At 68.6% G+C, this 15,456-nt stretch carries 15 protein-coding genes; 10 read left to right on the top strand and 5 right to left on the bottom strand.

All coding sequences use genetic code 11. From position 1 onward, the window contains the following. Position 1: 1 nt before the first annotated feature. Both leuS and MWU52_RS14380 read right to left on the bottom strand, forming a co-directional pair. Positions 2-2,548 (bottom strand): leucine--tRNA ligase, encoded by a 2,547-nt coding sequence (gene leuS / locus MWU52_RS14385; RefSeq protein WP_246953435.1) that lies wholly within the window; start codon positions 2,546-2,548, stop codon positions 2-4. A gap of 53 nt (positions 2,549-2,601) precedes the next feature. Next, the gene (locus tag MWU52_RS14380) at positions 2,602-3,108 is read right to left on the bottom strand and encodes a DUF3576 domain-containing protein (RefSeq protein WP_246953433.1); all 507 of its coding nucleotides are present in this window, start codon (positions 3,106-3,108) and stop codon (positions 2,602-2,604) included. 275 nt (positions 3,109-3,383) lie between these two features. Here MWU52_RS14380 and MWU52_RS14375 point away from each other — a divergent pair, with 275 nt between their 5' ends. Both MWU52_RS14375 and MWU52_RS14370 read left to right on the top strand, forming a co-directional pair. Next, positions 3,384-4,349: a porin gene (locus MWU52_RS14375; protein ID WP_246953430.1), complete on the top strand. Its 966-nt coding sequence runs from the start codon at positions 3,384-3,386 to the stop codon at positions 4,347-4,349. Between the two features lie 99 nt (positions 4,350-4,448). Beyond that, positions 4,449-5,102 carry a YggS family pyridoxal phosphate-dependent enzyme gene (locus MWU52_RS14370; RefSeq protein WP_246953427.1) on the top strand — a complete coding sequence of 218 codons (654 nt, stop codon included), beginning with the start codon at positions 4,449-4,451 and terminating at the stop codon, positions 5,100-5,102. Here the strand turns inward: MWU52_RS14370 and MWU52_RS14365 are convergent. Then, entirely contained in the window at positions 5,099-5,572 is a 474-nt protein-coding gene (locus MWU52_RS14365; protein WP_246953425.1) for a L,D-transpeptidase family protein, read from the bottom strand. The genes MWU52_RS14370 and MWU52_RS14365 overlap by 4 nt on opposite strands. A 56-nt stretch (positions 5,573-5,628) precedes the next feature. After that, a complete protein-coding gene (gene ribA / locus MWU52_RS14360) occupies positions 5,629-6,675 on the bottom strand; it encodes a GTP cyclohydrolase II (RefSeq protein ID WP_246953423.1) in 1,047 nt (348 codons plus the stop codon). Positions 6,676-6,842: 167 nt separating this feature from the next. Here ribA and MWU52_RS14355 point away from each other — a divergent pair, with 167 nt between their 5' ends. The 6 genes from MWU52_RS14355 (at position 6,843) to MWU52_RS14330 (ending at position 11,525) form a co-directional block, all read left to right on the top strand. Beyond that, positions 6,843-7,529, top strand: coding sequence for a response regulator transcription factor (locus MWU52_RS14355; RefSeq protein ID WP_246953421.1), 687 nt, complete (start codon positions 6,843-6,845; stop codon positions 7,527-7,529). A 288-nt stretch (positions 7,530-7,817) separates the two neighbouring features. Further along, positions 7,818-8,477 (top strand): DUF2461 domain-containing protein, encoded by a 660-nt coding sequence (locus MWU52_RS14350; protein ID WP_246953419.1) that lies wholly within the window; start codon positions 7,818-7,820, stop codon positions 8,475-8,477. A 377-nt stretch (positions 8,478-8,854) separates the two neighbouring features. Then, entirely contained in the window at positions 8,855-9,643 is a 789-nt protein-coding gene (gene xth / locus MWU52_RS14345; protein WP_246953404.1) for an exodeoxyribonuclease III, read from the top strand. Between the two features lie 104 nt (positions 9,644-9,747). Then, the gene (locus tag MWU52_RS14340) at positions 9,748-10,662 is read left to right on the top strand and encodes a co-chaperone YbbN (RefSeq protein ID WP_246953401.1); all 915 of its coding nucleotides are present in this window, start codon (positions 9,748-9,750) and stop codon (positions 10,660-10,662) included. Positions 10,663-10,701: 39 nt separating this feature from the next. Next, the gene (locus tag MWU52_RS14335) at positions 10,702-11,346 is read left to right on the top strand and encodes an LON peptidase substrate-binding domain-containing protein (RefSeq protein ID WP_246954606.1); all 645 of its coding nucleotides are present in this window, start codon (positions 10,702-10,704) and stop codon (positions 11,344-11,346) included. Positions 11,347-11,372: 26 nt separating this feature from the next. Next, positions 11,373-11,525, top strand: a complete 153-nt coding sequence (locus tag MWU52_RS14330; RefSeq protein ID WP_246954603.1) for a Trm112 family protein — start codon at positions 11,373-11,375, stop codon at positions 11,523-11,525. A gap of 3 nt (positions 11,526-11,528) precedes the next feature. Here the strand turns inward: MWU52_RS14330 and MWU52_RS14325 are convergent, their stop codons facing one another. Then, positions 11,529-12,734 (bottom strand): FAD-dependent monooxygenase, encoded by a 1,206-nt coding sequence (locus MWU52_RS14325; protein ID WP_246953399.1) that lies wholly within the window; start codon positions 12,732-12,734, stop codon positions 11,529-11,531. Positions 12,735-12,824: 90 nt separating this feature from the next. On the opposite strand from MWU52_RS14325, the gene MWU52_RS14320 reads away from it, so the two are divergent. After that, positions 12,825-14,150 carry an amidase gene (locus tag MWU52_RS14320; protein WP_246953397.1) on the top strand — a complete coding sequence of 442 codons (1,326 nt, stop codon included), beginning with the start codon at positions 12,825-12,827 and terminating at the stop codon, positions 14,148-14,150. A 121-nt stretch (positions 14,151-14,271) separates the two neighbouring features. Then, the gene (locus MWU52_RS14315) at positions 14,272-15,456 is read left to right on the top strand and encodes an aminotransferase class I/II-fold pyridoxal phosphate-dependent enzyme (RefSeq protein ID WP_246953395.1); all 1,185 of its coding nucleotides are present in this window, start codon (positions 14,272-14,274) and stop codon (positions 15,454-15,456) included.

Below are 15,456 nucleotides of genomic sequence, written 5' to 3'. Positions count from 1 at the left end.
CCTAGACCACCACATTTACGATCCGCCCCGGCACCACGATCAGCTTGCGCGGCGCACCACCGTCCAGCGCCCGCAGCACGACCGTATCCGCCATCACCTGCGCCTCCACGCCGGCCCGATCCAAGTCCTTGGGAACGGTGATCTCGGACCGCTTCTTGCCGTTGATCTGAATGGGCAGGGTGACGCTGTCCTCGACCAGCAGGGCCGGATCGGCCTCGGGCCAGGGCGCGAGCAGCACGAAACCCTCGCCGCCCATCATCGACCATACCTCCTCGGCCAGATGCGGCGTCATCGGGGCCATCAGCTGCGCCAGAACCTTCATCGCGTCGCGCCGCGCATCCGCGCCCGCGTCCGAGCGGTGGAGCGTGTTCGTGAATTCATAGAGCTTGGCCACGGATTTGTTGAACGCGAACCCGTCGATGCCCTCGGTCACCTCGGCGATGGCACGGGCCGCGGCGCGCGCCAGGTCGGCATCGGCGCCGTTCGCCGGGCGGTCGGCGCGGGCGATGTCCTCGGCCAGGCGGTGGACGCGGCGCAGGTGCTTGTGCGTGGCGTCGGCCCCGGCGGCGGTCCATTCGACATCGCGTTCGGGCGGGCTGTCGGACAGGACGAACCATCGCGCCGTGTCGGCGCCGTATTGGGCGATGATGTCCTGCGGATCGACGACGTTCTTCTTCGACTTGGACATCTTGGCCGAGGGGATGACCTCGACCGCCGTTCCGTCCTTCAGCGTCCGCACACCGTCGGGTTTCAGGACCGTCTCCTCCGGCAGGTGATAGACCGGGCGGCCGCGATCGTCCCGCGTCTGATAGATGGCATGCGTCACCATGCCTTGCGTGAAGAGCGCGTTGAACGGCTCCTCGGTGCCCTGTGGCAGGTGGCCGGTGCGGACCATCGCGCGGGCGAAGAAACGGCTGTAGAGCAGGTGCAGGATCGCGTGCTCGACCCCGCCGATATACTGGTCGACGTTCATCCAGTAGGCGGCGTCGTCCAGCTTCGTCGGCGTGTCCGCATCGGGCGCGGTGAAACGCGCGAAGTACCACGAGGAATCCACGAAGGTGTCCATCGTGTCGGTCTCACGCCGGGCCGGGCCGCCGCATTTCGGACAGGTCGTGTCGGCCCAGGTCGGGTGGCGGTCCAGCGGGTTGCCCGGCACGTCGAAGCTGACATCGTCGGGCAGGCGGACGGGCAGGTTCTCCTTGGCCTCGGGGACCACGCCGCAGGCGTTGCAATGGACGACGGGGATGGGACAACCCCAATAGCGCTGACGGGAAAGGCCCCAGTCGCGCAGGCGGTACTGGGTCTTGCCGGTGCCGATGCCCTGGCTCTCGGCCCAGTCGATCGTGGCGTCGATGGCCTCCTGGCCGGTGGCATCGGTCACGCCGGCGGGCTGATCGAGCCAGCGGACACGCTCGGTCTTGGGGGGCACGAAGGCCTCATGGCTTACGCGCGTGTCGTCGTCCATCGCCACGAAGGTGTCGATCACCGGCAGGTCGTACTTGCGCGCGAAATCCAGGTCGCGCTGGTCATGGGCCGGGCAGCCGAAGATCGCGCCGGTGCCATACTCCATCAGCACGAAGTTCGCGACCCAGACCGGCAGCGTGCCGCCCAGCGGATTGTCCACCGTCAGTCCCGTGTCATAGCCGCGCTTCTCGGCCGTCTCCAGCGCCTCCTCGGTGGTGCCGCCGCGGCGGACGTCGGTGGCGAAGGCGGCGAGGTCGGCATCCTCCCCGGCCAGCGCCTTCGCCAGCGGATGCTCGGGCGCGATGGCGATGAAGGACGCACCGCGAAGCGTATCGGGGCGGGTCGTGTAGACCGCGATGCCGTCGTGGCCGTAGGCCGGCGCCGACAGCGGGAACGTCATCCGCAGCCCCCGCGACTTTCCGATCCAGTTCTCCTGCATCAGGCGAACCTTTTCGGGCCAGTCCTCCAGCCGGCCCAGCCCCTCCAGCAGGTCCTCGGCCATGTCGCTGATGGCGAAGGCCCATTGCGTCAGCTCGCGCCGCTCGACCTCGGCACCCGAGCGCCAGCCGCGGCCGTCGATCACCTGTTCGTTGGCCAGAACGGTCATGTCGACCGGGTCCCAGTTGACCACCGCCGGCTTGCGATAGACCAGACCGGCATCGAGCATGTCGAGGAACAGCGCCTGCTGCTGGCCATAATACTCGGGGTCGCAGGTCGCGAACTCGCGCGACCAGTCGATCGACAGGCCCAGCGGCTTCATCTGGCCGCGCATCGTGTCGATATTGGCGTAGGTCCAGTCCTTGGGGTGGCCGCCGCTCGCCATCGCCGCATTCTCGGCCGGCATCCCGAACGCGTCCCAGCCCATCGGATGCAAGACGCTGAAGCCACACGACATCTTGTAGCGCGCGATGACGTCGCCCATCGTGTAGTTGCGCACGTGACCGATATGGATGCGCCCCGACGGATAGGGAAACATCTCGAGCACGTAGTATTTCGGCCCCTCGCCGCGTCGGGCGGTGAAGACGTCGGCGCCGGTCCAGGCCCGCTGCCACTTCGCCTCGATCGAGGTCGGATCATAGCTCATGTTCAAGTCCCTCGGGCCGCCACGCGCCCCGGTCGGGACGTGGCGTTTGAATGTCAGAGGCCGCCGTCGCGGATGCGCAACTGCCGGGCGCGGGTCAGGATCGCGTCCTCGATCGCGCGCTGCGTGTCGCGGCTGACGGCGCCGCCGCGGGTGCGCAGCGCGACGTTCAGGCTGCGCGCGTCGAGCGCCGGGTCCTGCACCAGGACCGTCGCCTGATAGGCGCGCCCGCCACCGGGCGGGGTGCCGTAGCCGAACTGGATCACGCCCGAGAACGGATCGGCGTTCTGCACCGGCAGGAACGACAGCACGTCCAGCGACGCCGCCCAGAGGTAGCGGTTCACCTCCAGCGTCGTGTTCGGGTCGTCGCGATTCTCGAACAGGTCGAAAAGCGATGACCGGTTGGAGGTGCGCTGCGCCTCGCGCCGGATGGTCAGCGGGTTCTCCTGCGCCGCGATCCTCTCCTCGCGGGTCTGGCCGAACACGGTGCCATCGCCGCAGCCTGCCAGGGTCAGGGCCACGGCCATCGTCGCCATCCCCCGCATCATTGCAGCCTTACGCATCCTTGGTCCCCCGATCGCACCGTCTAGTCGCGCCCTGACTAGCCCATGCGCGGGCCCGCGAACAAGACGTGCTGGGCCGCCCCGGCAACAGTCGGATGCCAACCTTGGCGCGACTTGGGCGGGTCCGGCATCACTGTGGCACGAAAGCACCATGGATCGGGCGAATTCCGGGCCGACCCCGCCCGTTTCGTTGCGGGACTCAGCCCGATGGTGGAAACGACATCTACGCCCAACGCGATTCCCGTGGTGGGGACGACTGAAACACGAGGGAAATCATGAAAAAAGTTCTCCTTACCTCGACCGCTCTGGTTGCCTTCGCCGGCGCCGCGCAAGCCGAGGTCCTCATCACCGGTAACGCCGAGATGGGTATCTACAACTCCGACGGTCACGCCAACGACAACGGCGGCGACACCGAGTTCTTCCAGGACGTCGACGTCGACTTCACCCTGACGGGTGAGACCGATGGCGGTCTGGCCTTCGGTGCCAACGTCGATCTCGACGAAGCCGGCAACCTCGGCGACGAAGATGAGAACCAGGGCGTCGACGTCTTCATCTCCGGCAGCTTCGGCACGCTGACCCTTGGCGACACCGACGGTGCGCTGGACTGGGCCCTGACCGAGGTCGCGTTCAACAGCGGCTCCATCAACGACGACGAGACCGAGCACGCCGGTTACAACGGCAACTCCGGCCTCGACGGCACGTTCGACGGCCAGATCCTTCGCTACGACTACTCGTTCGGTGACTTCGGCGTTGCCGTGTCGGCCGAAATCGACGACAGCGACGACAACGACAGCGACCCGATCCTCGGCCTGGGCTTCAAGTACCAGTTCGACTTCGGCGCCAACACCGTCGGCGTCGGCATCGGCTACCAGGCCACCGACATCGACGACTCGACGCCGCTGGGCATCGACTCCGGTGACTGGGAAGCGATCGGCGCCTCGATCAACGGTGGCTTCGGCGACTTCCAGGCCGGCCTCAGCTTCCTGACGGTCGATGCTCCGACGGACGTGAATTCCTACGACCACATCGGTGTGGGCGTTGGCTTCTCCTCGGGCGCCATCTCGCTGTCGGCCAACTACGGTGAGTTCGACTACGACGCCGGCGAAGACTCCGACGGTTACGGTCTGTCGGCCGGTTACGACCTCGGTGGCGGCGCGGCGATCCAGCTGGGCTACGCCAACGGCGACGAGCGTGGCACGGACGAGGACTCGTTCTCCTTCGGTGTCAGCATGAGCTTCTGATCCAACCGGATCAGCACTTCGGGAGAGAGCGGGCCTTGCGCCCGCTCTTTTCTTTTTGTCCTCTGACGCCCCGCCCACCTTTCGCGCCCGAGGTCGCCGATGTCCCTGCCCACGATCACCGCACGCATCGCCGACGCCTGCACACGCGCCGGGCGCAGCCCCGCCGAGGTGACCCTGATCGCGGTGTCGAAGGTCCAGCCCGTCGAACGGGTCGAGGCGGTCCTGGCCGCCGGCCACCGCATCTTCGGCGAGAACCGCGTGCAGGAGGCCGAGGGCAAATGGCCGGCCTGGAAAGCCGCGCATCGGGGGATTGAGCTGCATCTGCTGGGGCCGCTTCAATCGAACAAGGTCCGCCCGGCCCTGGAGTTGTTCGACGCCATCCACTCGGTCGACCGGCCCAAGCTCGTGCGCCGCATCGCCGACATCGCGCAGGAGACCGGACGCTGCCCCGACCTGTTCGTCCAGATCAACACCGGGGCGGAGCCGCAGAAGGCCGGCCTGCCCCCGGCCGAGGCCGATGCCTTCATCCGTAACATGCGGGCGATGGATGTGCCCCCCGCGGGGCTGATGTGCATCCCGCCCGTGGACGAGGCGCCCTCGCTTCACTTCTCGCTTCTGGCGAAGATCGCCGCGCGGAACGGGCTCGCCGGCCTCAGCATGGGCATGTCCGCCGATTTCGAGGAGGCGATCGCCTTCGGTGCCACCCATGTCCGGGTGGGCTCGGCGATCTTCGGGGAACGCGTGGCGGGCTAGACCACGATCAGCCGGGTACCTGGCTGTACATGCCGGGCGATCCAGCGCAGGTCGCCCGGATCGAACGCGACGCAGCCTTCGGTCGGATAGCCCGGCCGGCGCCAGCGATGCACGAAAATGGCCGACCCGCGCCCCGCCCGCGCCACAGGCCAGTTCCAGTCGGTCAGCAGCACGAGATCGTAGAGCGGGTCGGCCCGTCGCAGACGCTCGGCAGAGGCGGCGAAGGGTGCGCGCACAGCGTGGTTGTAGGCCGCCGCGCCGGGATCGTCGCACCACAGGTCCCGCGGTCCGATCGGCCGGGCCCATCCCACCGGCCGCGCCATCCGGTCGGGGCGATAGAGCAGGCCCACGATCCGATGTACGCCACGCGGCGTCGCACCGTCGCCCTCGCGCTTACAGCCGGTAGTCCCGCCGCGCCCGATCACGCAGGCGAAACGCCGACCGCGAAACCGCACGCCCGTGGGGATCACGACCAGATCCCCGGTCGTCGTGTTCGGGATGTTCCGATCTGAACCTTGCCCGACCGTCACTCCAGATGGCCGGACTTGATGCGTTTGACGTCCAGATAGGCGGCGTTCTCGGGCGTCAAACCGACATGCAACGGCACGCGTTCGGTCACCTCGATCCCTTGTGCGGCCATCATGGCCAGCTTGCGGGGGTTGTTCGTCATCAGGCGGACCGCGTCGATCCCCAGCCGCCGCAGGAGGCCGGCGCCCAGACGGAAGTCGCGCTCGTCATCCTCGAAGCCCAGCCGATGATTGGCCTCGACGGTGTCGAAGCCCTGGTCCTGTAGGTCGTAGGCGCGCATCTTGTTGGCCAGCCCGATGCCCCGCCCCTCCTGGTTCAGATAGAGGAGCACGCCGCCCCCCGCGGCGGCCATCGCGTCCATCGCGGCGTGCAGTTGCGGGCCGCAATCGCATTTCAGCGAGCCGAGAACATCGCCGGTGAAGCAGGCCGAATGCAGCCGCGTCAGCACCGGTCGCGCGCGGTCGATCGTGCCGATCTCGACGGCGTAATGCTCCTCGCCGCCGCCCTCCTCGCGGAAGACATGGACCCGACCCCTGGAATGGGCCGCCATCGGCAGCCGGGCCGCGGCCACCGGCAGGGGCGCGATCCCGGGCGCGTCCTGCGTGAGCGACGGCAGGCGGGTCACCCCCTGAGGTGCGGGGGCCGCCACGCCCACCACCGCCGGCAGCAGATGCGCCGCCTTCGCCAGCGCGATGCCCGCCCGCCACGGCGCCGCATCGCCGTCGCGCAGCGTCCGCAGCGGCCCCTTCATCGGAACGCGCAGATCGTCGGCCGGGTCGGCCACCGCACGCAGCCAGGCCGCATCCGCATCTTCGGGCACCACGATGCGCGCCACTTCGCCGTCATAGGCCCGCGCCTTCAACGTCTCGGCGCGGCGGCCCGACACCGCCAGCGTCAGCGCGCCCTCGGCCCGCATCGCCGCCAGCCGACCCGCCGGCAGCGCCTCGACCGACGCCAGAAGGATATCGCCCACCGCCACCGGCAGCCCGACGCGCAGGTCGGCGCGCGCACGGGCCACGAGTTCGGACGGCGTCGGTGCAAGCATGAGGCGTGAGATCCTGTAACAATCGTCCCGGGGTATCGGGCCCCGGCCTTCACTTATGAAACATTTCACCGCTTGGCGACACGTCGCCGTGAAACCGCCCGCCCGGACTTCCCTGATCGCGGCCATGCAGGCACCAATAGGGCAACGAACAGACCGGAGACGACCCGATGGCGAACCTCAAGAAGATCCTGCTGGTAGATGACGATGACGATCTGCGCGACGCGCTGGCCGAGCAACTGGTGATGACCGAGGATTTCGACGTGTTCGAGGCTGACTCGGGCGCGACCGGCATGTCGCGCGCCAAGGAACAGCTCTACGATCTGATCGTCCTCGACGTAGGCCTGCCGGACACCGACGGGCGCGAGCTGTGCCGCCTGATGCGCAAGCAGGGCGTCAAGTGCCCGATCGTGATGCTGACCGGCCATGACACCGACAGCGACACGATCCTGGGGCTGGATGCCGGGGCGAACGACTACATCTCCAAGCCGTTCAAGTTCCCCGTCCTGCTGGCCCGCATCCGCAGCCAGCTGCGCACCCATGAGCAATCCGAGGATGCGGTGTTCGGCCTGGGGCCCTACACGTTCAAGCCGGCGATGAAGATGCTGGTGACTGAGGACGACCGTAAGATCCGCCTGACCGAGAAGGAGACGAACATCCTCAAGTTCCTCTACCGGGCGGGCGACGGCACTGTCGCGCGCGACGTGCTGCTGCATGAGGTCTGGGGCTACAACGCCGGCGTGACGACCCACACGCTCGAGACGCATATCTACCGCCTGCGTCAGAAGATCGAACCCGATCCGTCGAACGCGCGGCTCCTCGTCACGGAAAGCGGGGGATACCGACTGATGGCGTGACCGCTATGTCACAGGACATCGCGATTGTTGCCGCGGCGCAGATTAACCTTACGTTAACTTTCGTCTGTCATTAGATTCAAAACACACCGGGCATCGGCGGATCTTCCGATGCAACCTCCCTGTTGGACTCGCCCGGGCTTCGTGCCCGGGTTTTCTTTGACATTCCGTCCTTCGCAGAGGCCCGACGCCCCTCGCTTCGACGGCCGACCGGCGATCGTTTCGGGGGGTCCGGGACATGGCGTCCCCTTCTGCGTTATCGTGGTCACGGACCGGACGAAGGCGCATGGCATGACCGATGGCTTCACCGAATTTCTGGACCGTGCGCAAGCCTTCTACGGCCAGCTTGCCGCGAACAATTCCCGCGACTGGTTCGAGCCGCGCAAACAGGGCTGGAAAGACGACATCGAGGCGCCGGCCAAGCTGTTGTCGGAGATCATGGCCGAGGAGATCAGCCGCATCACCGGCGACGCCCATATCCCCAAACTGTTCCGCATCCATCGCGACGTGCGCTTTTCCAAGGACAAGGCGCCCTACAAGACCATGCTGGCGATGACCTGGACGACTGCGGATGCCGATGACCTGGCGCCGGCCTTCTATTTCGGTATCCGGCCCGAGGACACATTCGTCGGTTGCGGGACGCCCGGTTTCGACAAGGACGCGCTGACCCGATACCGCACCATGGTCGACCGCTGGGGCGACCGATTGGCCGCGATCATCGACGACAGCGGCGGCCATCTGGCGCAGATCGGGCCCGCGCCGCTGAAACGCGTGCCCCGGCCCTATTCCCCCGACCACCCCCATGCTGAGTTGATGCGCCGCAAGTCGCTGGCTCTCGGCATGCCGCTTCCGCCGGGGTGGCGCGACACGGGCGACGGGCTGGTCGCCGCCCTCACCGACCGGGTCGAGGCGTTGATGCCGTTCCGCGACTTCCTGGCCGAACGGCTCTAGCTACGCTCCCGGATAAGGGTCGCCTGCCTGCCCGGATCGCGCCCGCCGGTCGACGACGCGTCACGGACCCTCGCCGGCATCGAACCTCCGACCATGGTAGCAGCGCGTCACGTTCGCGATCCCCACGGCGTCCGTCGCGCAGGTGCCGCGTCTGTCTTCGCAACCCGTACCGCCTCAGGCATTAACCTGACCTTCGGAACCCCTTCCAGACGACATCCCGACATGGACGTCCGGCCCCATGGCGCGGCGGGCGCCGACACGCCCGGGGCGGCAGGCGGCGCGAGGCGTATCGAAAATCGTCGGCGCGGCGCGCGTACGGGGGGTGCGCATCCGGTGGCCATGCTAAAAGCCTGCGAATCCCGAACGTCGGAGCGCGCATGCCTTTCACCCTCGCCACCTGGAACATCAACTCGGTCCGCCTGCGCGAAGACCTGGTTCTGCGCTTTCTGCGCGAGGAGGAACCGGACGTCCTGTGCCTGCAGGAATGCAAGTCCCCGGTCGAAAAGATTCCGCGCGAACAGTTCGATAGCCTTGGCTACACCCATATGGTCGCGCGCGGACAGAAGGGCTACAACGGTGTGGCGATCCTGTCGAAGCTGCCCATCACGGAGGTTTCGGCCCATGACCATGCGAATCTCGGCCACGCCCGGCACATCGCGGGACGGCTGGAGAACGGCGTGGTGATCCACAATTTCTACGTCCCCGCCGGCGGCGATATCCCGGACCGCGAGATCAACGAGAAGTTCGGACAGAAGCTCGACTACCTGACCTCGATGCGCGACGCGTTCCATGCCGACCGCCCGGCGCGGTCCATCTTGGTGGGCGATCTGAACATCGCCCCTCGCGAAGACGACGTCTGGTCGCACAAGCAGCTCCTCAAGGTCGTCAGCCACACCCCGGTGGAGGTCGAGGCCCTCGCCCAGACGCAGGACTCCGGCGCCTGGGTCGACGTGACCCGGAAGGACATTCCCGACGGCCCGCTCTACAGTTGGTGGTCCTACCGGGCCCGCGACTGGGATGCGGCCGACAAGGGCCGGCGGCTCGATCACGTCTGGGCCACGCCCGATATCGCCGGCGCGGCGCATTCCAGCCGCATCCTGCGCCACATCCGCGGCTGGGAGAAGCCATCGGACCACGCGCCCGTCCTGGCGCGTTTCGACCTGTAGGACCTGGGCGACCGGGCTGCCGCGGGCACGGCCCGCTTGCTCCGCCGGGCCCGCGCCCCTAGATCAGCAACGACCCGACCTACCGTATCCCGCAGGAGTCGCCCATGCTCGAATTCGGCCAAGCCAAGCCCGACGCCGCCCCCGCCGACCTGATCCGCGACGTCACCGAAGCCACCTTCATGGCCGAGGTCGTCGAGGCGTCGATGACCACACCCGTCATCGTGGATTTCTGGGCGCCTTGGTGCGGCCCGTGCAAGACCCTGGGCCCGCAGCTTGAGGCGGCGGTGACCGCCGCCAAGGGCAAGGTGCGCATGGCCAAGGTCGATGTCGACCAGGCCCAGCAGATCGCCGCGCAGCTGCGCATCCAGTCGATCCCCACGGTCTATGCCTTCTGGCAGGGTCAGCCGGTCGACGGGTTCCAGGGCGCCGTCAGCCAGAACGAGGTGCAGGAGTTCGTCAAGCGCACGGCCGCCCTGGGCGGCGAGGAAGATGACGGTCTGGCCGAGGCCATCGCCGCCGCCGACGAGATGCTGTCCGAAGGCGCCGCCGTGGACGCGGCCCAGACATTCGCCGCGATCCTGGGCGAGGAGCCGGAGAACGCCGCGGCCTATGGCGGTCTCGTCCGCGCGCATGTGGCCCTGGGCGAACTGGACCAGGCCCAGGCGCTGCTGGACCAGGCCCCCGCCGCCATCGCCGGTGCGACCGAGGTCGAGGCGGCGCGGGCGCAGTTGGCCCTTGCACGCCAGTCCGCCGATGCCGGTCCCGTCGCCGATCTGCGCGCGGCGGTCGATGCGGATCCGGAGGACCACCAGGCGCGGTTCGACCTGGCAGCCGCGCTTCAGGCGTCAGGTGACACCGAAGGGGCCATCGAGACCCTGCTGGAGTTGTTCCGCCGCGATCGCGACTGGAACGACGGCGCCGCGCGCAGCCAGCTGTTCACGATCTTCGACGCGGCGGGCCCGAAGGATCCCGCGGTCCTCGCCGGGCGGCGACGGCTGTCCTCGATGATCTTCGCCTGACAGGGTTTCATGTCGGGACGCGCGCCCTATCTCAAAATCATGTACCGCGCGGCCGACCTTCCACGGACGATCCCCGTCTTTCCGCTGCCGGGTGCGCTGCTGCTGCCCCGTGCGCGGCTGCCGCTGCACATATTCGAACCACGCTACCTGCAGATGATCGACGACAGCCTGAAGACCGAGCATCGGTTGATCGGGATGGTCCAGCCGCGCGATCAGGCGTCCGGCGACGGGCGCGCGTTGCAGACCATCGGTTGCGCCGGGCGCATCACGCAGCTGAGCGAGACCGAGGACCGCCGCTACATGATCACGTTGTCCGGGGTCAGTCGATACCGCATCCTGCGCGAGATCTCGGGCTTTCAGCCTTACCTGCAGGCGGATGTGAGCTGGGACGGATACGACCGCGACCTTGGCAAGGCCGAGGTCGATGCCGGGTTCGACCGCCCCGCCTTCCTGGATCTTCTGCACCGGTATTTCGACAGCCAGGACCTGTCGACCGACTGGGACAATCTCAAGGACGCCGACGAGGAACTGCTGATCGACTCGTTGTCGATGCTGTGTCCTTTCGACCCCGAGGAGAAGCAGGCCCTGCTGGAGGCGCCGTCGCTGGCCACGCGGCGCGAGACCGTGGTCACGCTGATGGAGTTCGCCCTGCGCGGCGGGGCGGGCGAGGAGGCGCTGCAGTGACAGAAGAGCCGACCCACGACCGCCGCATGCTCGAGGCGTTGGTCTGCCCGCGCACCCAGGGCACACTGACCTATGACGCCGAACGTCAGGAGCTGGTGTCCCGGGCCGCGGGTCTGGCCTATCCGATCCGTGGCGGCATCCCGATCATGCTGGTCGACGAGGCGCGCGCCCTCGACTGACGGTCAGCCGCGCATCAGGTCGGGCAGGTCGCCCGAGATGCCCGCGGCTTCGCGGATGAAGCGCCGGCGCAGGCCGGGCATTGCCGATATCGCCCCCATCCCGAGGTCGCGCCCCAGCCGCAGGATCGGATTGTCGTTCGAGAACAGTCGGTTCACGGCGTCTGTCGCCAGGCCCATCGCGCCGGTATCGAAGCGCCGCCACCGCTGATAGCGGGCCAGCACATCGGGGGCGCCCACGTCCTCGCCCCGCGCGCGGGCATGCCCGACGACATGCGCCAGCGCGGCCACGTCCTTGACGCCGAGGTTCAGGCCCTGCCCCGCGATCGGGTGGATGCCATGCGCCGCATCTCCCAGCAGCGCCACGCGATCGGCGACGAAGGATTGCGCCAGTCCCAGCGCCAGCGGATAGGAATGCCGCGCCCCGGCGAGCCTGATATCGCCCAGGAAACTGCCGAAACGCGGTCGCAGCACATCGAGATATTGTGGATCGGGCAGCGCGTGCAGGTCGGCGGCGACGTCCGGCGCCTCGGTCCAGACGATGCTGGACCGGTTGCCGCGGAGGGGCAGGATCGCGAGCGGCCCCGGCGGCATGAAGAACTGATGCGCGATCCCGCGATGGGGCAGGTCGTGCTCCACCGCGCAGACCAGCGCCGTCTGTCGATAGTCGCGTCCGACGCGGTGCAGGCCCGCGCGCGCAGCCACCCCGCTGTCGCGCCCGTCGCAGCCCAGCAGGATACGCCCCGCCAGCGGGCCCGACGGCGTCGTCACCGACACCCGGCCCCCGTCGGCCGCCTGATCCGTGACCGGTGCGTCGAAGCGCAGGTCGATCCGATCCTCGGCATCGCAGGCGGCCAGAAGGGCGGGGCGCAGGTGCCGATCCTCGATCATGTGGCCCATCGCCGTCTCGCCGATCTCGCTGGCATCGAAGGCCAGGTGCAGGGGCGAGGCCCCCTCGCCCGCCCGGCCATCGCTGGCGCGGATCGCCGTGATCGGCTGCGCATGGTCCGCCAGCCCGTTCCACAGGTCCAGCGCCCGCAACACACGGACGGATCCCAGCGCAATCGCATAGGCGCGCCCGTCGAAACGGTCGTCGAACACGGCCCGGGGGCGCGTGTCGAGCACGATGCTCGACAGGCCCGTCCGGGCGAGCGCAAGCGCGGTGAGCGGGCCGGTCAGGCCGCCGCCGACGATGAGGGCATCGGTGTCCATGCGCAGACATATGATCGCCCGCGCCCCATTGTCCAACCATCGCCGGGCCCCTAGCCTGCGCCGGAACGGCGGAACGTGACGGAGACGGGCATGCAGGAATGGCTCTGGGCGGGTGCGGGCGATCTCGGTCGCGGCATCGCCCGCGGCGAGATCGACCCCGAGGCGCTCTGCGAGGCGTTCCTCGCGGCGATCGACGCGCACCCGGCCCGCGACCGCATCTTCGCCCGCCTCACGGTGGACCGCGCCCGTGCCGAAGCCCGCACCGCCAGTGCCCGCGCGAAAGCCGGCCTGCGTCGCGGACCGCTCGACGGCGTACCGGTCAGTTGGAAGGACCTATTCGACACCGCCGGCGTCGCGACCGAGGCGGGAACGGCGCTTCTGAAGGGGCGCGTGCCGCAGGACGACGCGGCCGTCCTGGCGACGGCGACCGCCGGCGGATCGATCTGTCTGGGCAAGACGCATATGAGCGAACTGGCCTTTTCCGGACTGGGCCTGAACCCCAAGACGGCGACGCCGCCGAACGTGCATGACGCGAACCTCGTCCCCGGCGGGTCTTCCTCGGGGGCGGCGGCGTCGGTGGCGTTCGGCCTCGCGCCGCTGGCGATCGGGTCCGACACCGGCGGATCGGTCCGCAACCCGGCCGCGTGGAACGACCTGGTAGGGCTGAAGACATCGTTGGGGCGCGTCGACACCACCGGCGCCGTCCCCCTGGTCGAGAGCATGGACACGATCGGCCCGCTTGCGCGCACGGTCGAGGATACGGCCCTCGGGCTCGGCCTGATCGAAGGCCGCCCCGCCCCCGACCTGACGGGCGCGACGCTGGAGGGACGACGCCTGCTGGTCCTGGCCGACTATGCCGACAGCAGCCACGACGCCCCCCGCGCCGCATTCGCCCACGCCGTCGAGCGGTTCCGCGCCGCCGGTGCGACGATCGAACGCGCCGAGATCGCGGCGGTCGGCCGGGCGATGGATCTGACCCCGCTCCTCTTCGCGCCCGAGGGTTACGCGATCTGGCACGCGGAGATCGAGGCCGCGCCGCATCTGATGTTCGACCGGATCCTGGAGCGGTTTCGCAGTGGCCGCGACGCGTCCGCCCGCGACGTGCTGGACGCGCATCGCAAGCGGCGCGCCGCCGAGGCCGAGTACCTGGCCGCAACGGCGGAATACGACGCCGTCATCCTGCCGACCTCGGCCATCCTGCCGCCTGAGGCCGATCGGCTGCTGACGGACGAGGAGTATTACGTGGCCGAGAACCTGATGGCGCTGCGCAACACGCGCGTCGGCAACGTCCTGGGACTGTGCGGCCTGACGCTGCCCACCGGCGTCCCGATGTGCGGCGTGATGGCGCTGGCGCCGCCGATGCACGAACACCGCCTGCTGCGACTGGGCGCGGCCATGGAGCGTGCCCTAGGCTGACGGTCTGGCGCGAAAGCCACACCCGGCCCCGCGCGCGCCCCTTTTCGTTGGACCCCGCCGGCACCCCTTTGCTATCGTGGTGGAAACGGGGCCGGCAGAGCATCCGTATCGAGGCACAGGCATGAATTTTCCGCAGCGGTTCTCCGAACTGCCCGAATACGCGTTTCCGCGCCTGCGGACGTTGCTCGGCGACCTGCCGCCGGGGGCCGAGCCCATACAGATGACCATCGGCGATCCGCGCCATGCGCCCCCCGACTTCGTGGGGCCCGTTGTGGCCGAACACGCCGCCGGTTTCATGTCCTATCCGCCCAATGACGGCCATCCGCAGCTTCTGTCGGCCTGCGCGGGGTGGCTGCGTCGCCGTTATGGCTTCGATGCCGATCCCGAGACGCGGATCCTCGCCCTGAATGGCACGCGCGAAGGTCTCTACAACGCGTCGATGGCGCTCTGCCCCGAGACGAAGGCCGGCGGACGGCCCGCAATCCTGACGCCCAATCCGTTCTATCAGGTCTATGCCGTTGCCTCGCTGTCGGTCGGGGCCGAGCCGGTCTATGTGAACGCGACGGCCGAGACCGGGCACCTTCCGGATTTCGCCTCGGTGGACAGCGGCGTCCTTGACCGTACCGCGCTCGTCTATGTCTGCTCCCCCGCCAATCCGCAGGGTTCCACCGCCTCGATGGCCTATTGGACGGACCTTCTGGCCTTGGCCGAGCGACATGAATTCCGGATCCTGGCCGACGAATGCTATGCCGAGATCTATCGCGGCGCCCCGCCCACCGGCATCCTCGAGGCCGTGCGCCAGACCGGCGCGGACCCGGAGTGGGTCGTGGCGTTCCACTCGCTTTCCAAGCGGTCGAACCTTGCAGGGCTGCGGTCGGGCTTCGCTGTTTCCGGCCCGCAGACCATCGCGCGCATGAAGCAATTGCGGAACTATGCCGGCGCGCCGCTGCCGCTTCCGTTGCAGATGGCGGCCGCCCGGGCCTGGAGCGAGGACGCCCATGTCGAGGCGAACCGCGCCCTTTATGCCGAGAAGTTCCGCGCCGCGGCCGCGATCCTGGGCCCGGACCATATCCCGGAGGCCGGGTTCTTCCTGTGGCTGCCCGTGCCCGAGGCGCGTGGCGACGGTGAGGCGGCCACGGTCGCGCTCTGGCGGGAACAGGGCGTCAAGGTCCTGCCCGGCGCCTATCTCGCCCGCGACACATCCGCCGGCAATCCCGGCGCAAACCATATCCGTGCGGCCCTTGTCGGCCCGCTCGAAGAGACCGTCGAGGGCCTGACACGGCTGCGCGACGGCCTGTACAGGTAA

It is taken from the genome of Jannaschia sp. S6380 (assembly GCF_023015695.1).
In the GTDB taxonomy this organism is placed as follows: domain Bacteria; phylum Pseudomonadota; class Alphaproteobacteria; order Rhodobacterales; family Rhodobacteraceae; genus Jannaschia.
This window is presented reverse-complemented; position numbering and strand designations above follow the sequence as displayed.

What these genes read in the sequence shown, in the direction of transcription:
- xth (WP_246953404.1), top strand. Translation starts at nt 8,855, where the DNA reads ATGCCTTTCACCCTCGCCACCTGGAACATCAACTCGGTCCGCCTGCGC.
- MWU52_RS14340 (WP_246953401.1), top strand. Translation starts at nt 9,748, where the DNA reads ATGCTCGAATTCGGCCAAGCCAAGCCCGACGCCGCCCCCGCCGACCTG.
- MWU52_RS14380 (WP_246953433.1), bottom strand. Translation starts at nt 3,108, where the DNA reads ATGCGTAAGGCTGCAATGATGCGGGGGATGGCGACGATGGCCGTGGCC.
- MWU52_RS14335 (WP_246954606.1), top strand. Translation starts at nt 10,702, where the DNA reads ATGTACCGCGCGGCCGACCTTCCACGGACGATCCCCGTCTTTCCGCTG.
- MWU52_RS14320 (WP_246953397.1), top strand. Translation starts at nt 12,825, where the DNA reads ATGCAGGAATGGCTCTGGGCGGGTGCGGGCGATCTCGGTCGCGGCATC.
- leuS (WP_246953435.1), bottom strand. Translation starts at nt 2,548, where the DNA reads ATGAGCTATGATCCGACCTCGATCGAGGCGAAGTGGCAGCGGGCCTGG.
- MWU52_RS14350 (WP_246953419.1), top strand. Translation starts at nt 7,818, where the DNA reads ATGACCGATGGCTTCACCGAATTTCTGGACCGTGCGCAAGCCTTCTAC.
- MWU52_RS14325 (WP_246953399.1), bottom strand. Translation starts at nt 12,734, where the DNA reads ATGGACACCGATGCCCTCATCGTCGGCGGCGGCCTGACCGGCCCGCTC.
- MWU52_RS14375 (WP_246953430.1), top strand. Translation starts at nt 3,384, where the DNA reads ATGAAAAAAGTTCTCCTTACCTCGACCGCTCTGGTTGCCTTCGCCGGC.
- MWU52_RS14355 (WP_246953421.1), top strand. Translation starts at nt 6,843, where the DNA reads ATGGCGAACCTCAAGAAGATCCTGCTGGTAGATGACGATGACGATCTG.
- MWU52_RS14315 (WP_246953395.1), top strand. Translation starts at nt 14,272, where the DNA reads ATGAATTTTCCGCAGCGGTTCTCCGAACTGCCCGAATACGCGTTTCCG.
- MWU52_RS14370 (WP_246953427.1), top strand. Translation starts at nt 4,449, where the DNA reads ATGTCCCTGCCCACGATCACCGCACGCATCGCCGACGCCTGCACACGC.
- MWU52_RS14330 (WP_246954603.1), top strand. Translation starts at nt 11,373, where the DNA reads ATGCTCGAGGCGTTGGTCTGCCCGCGCACCCAGGGCACACTGACCTAT.
- ribA (WP_246953423.1), bottom strand. Translation starts at nt 6,675, where the DNA reads ATGCTTGCACCGACGCCGTCCGAACTCGTGGCCCGTGCGCGCGCCGAC.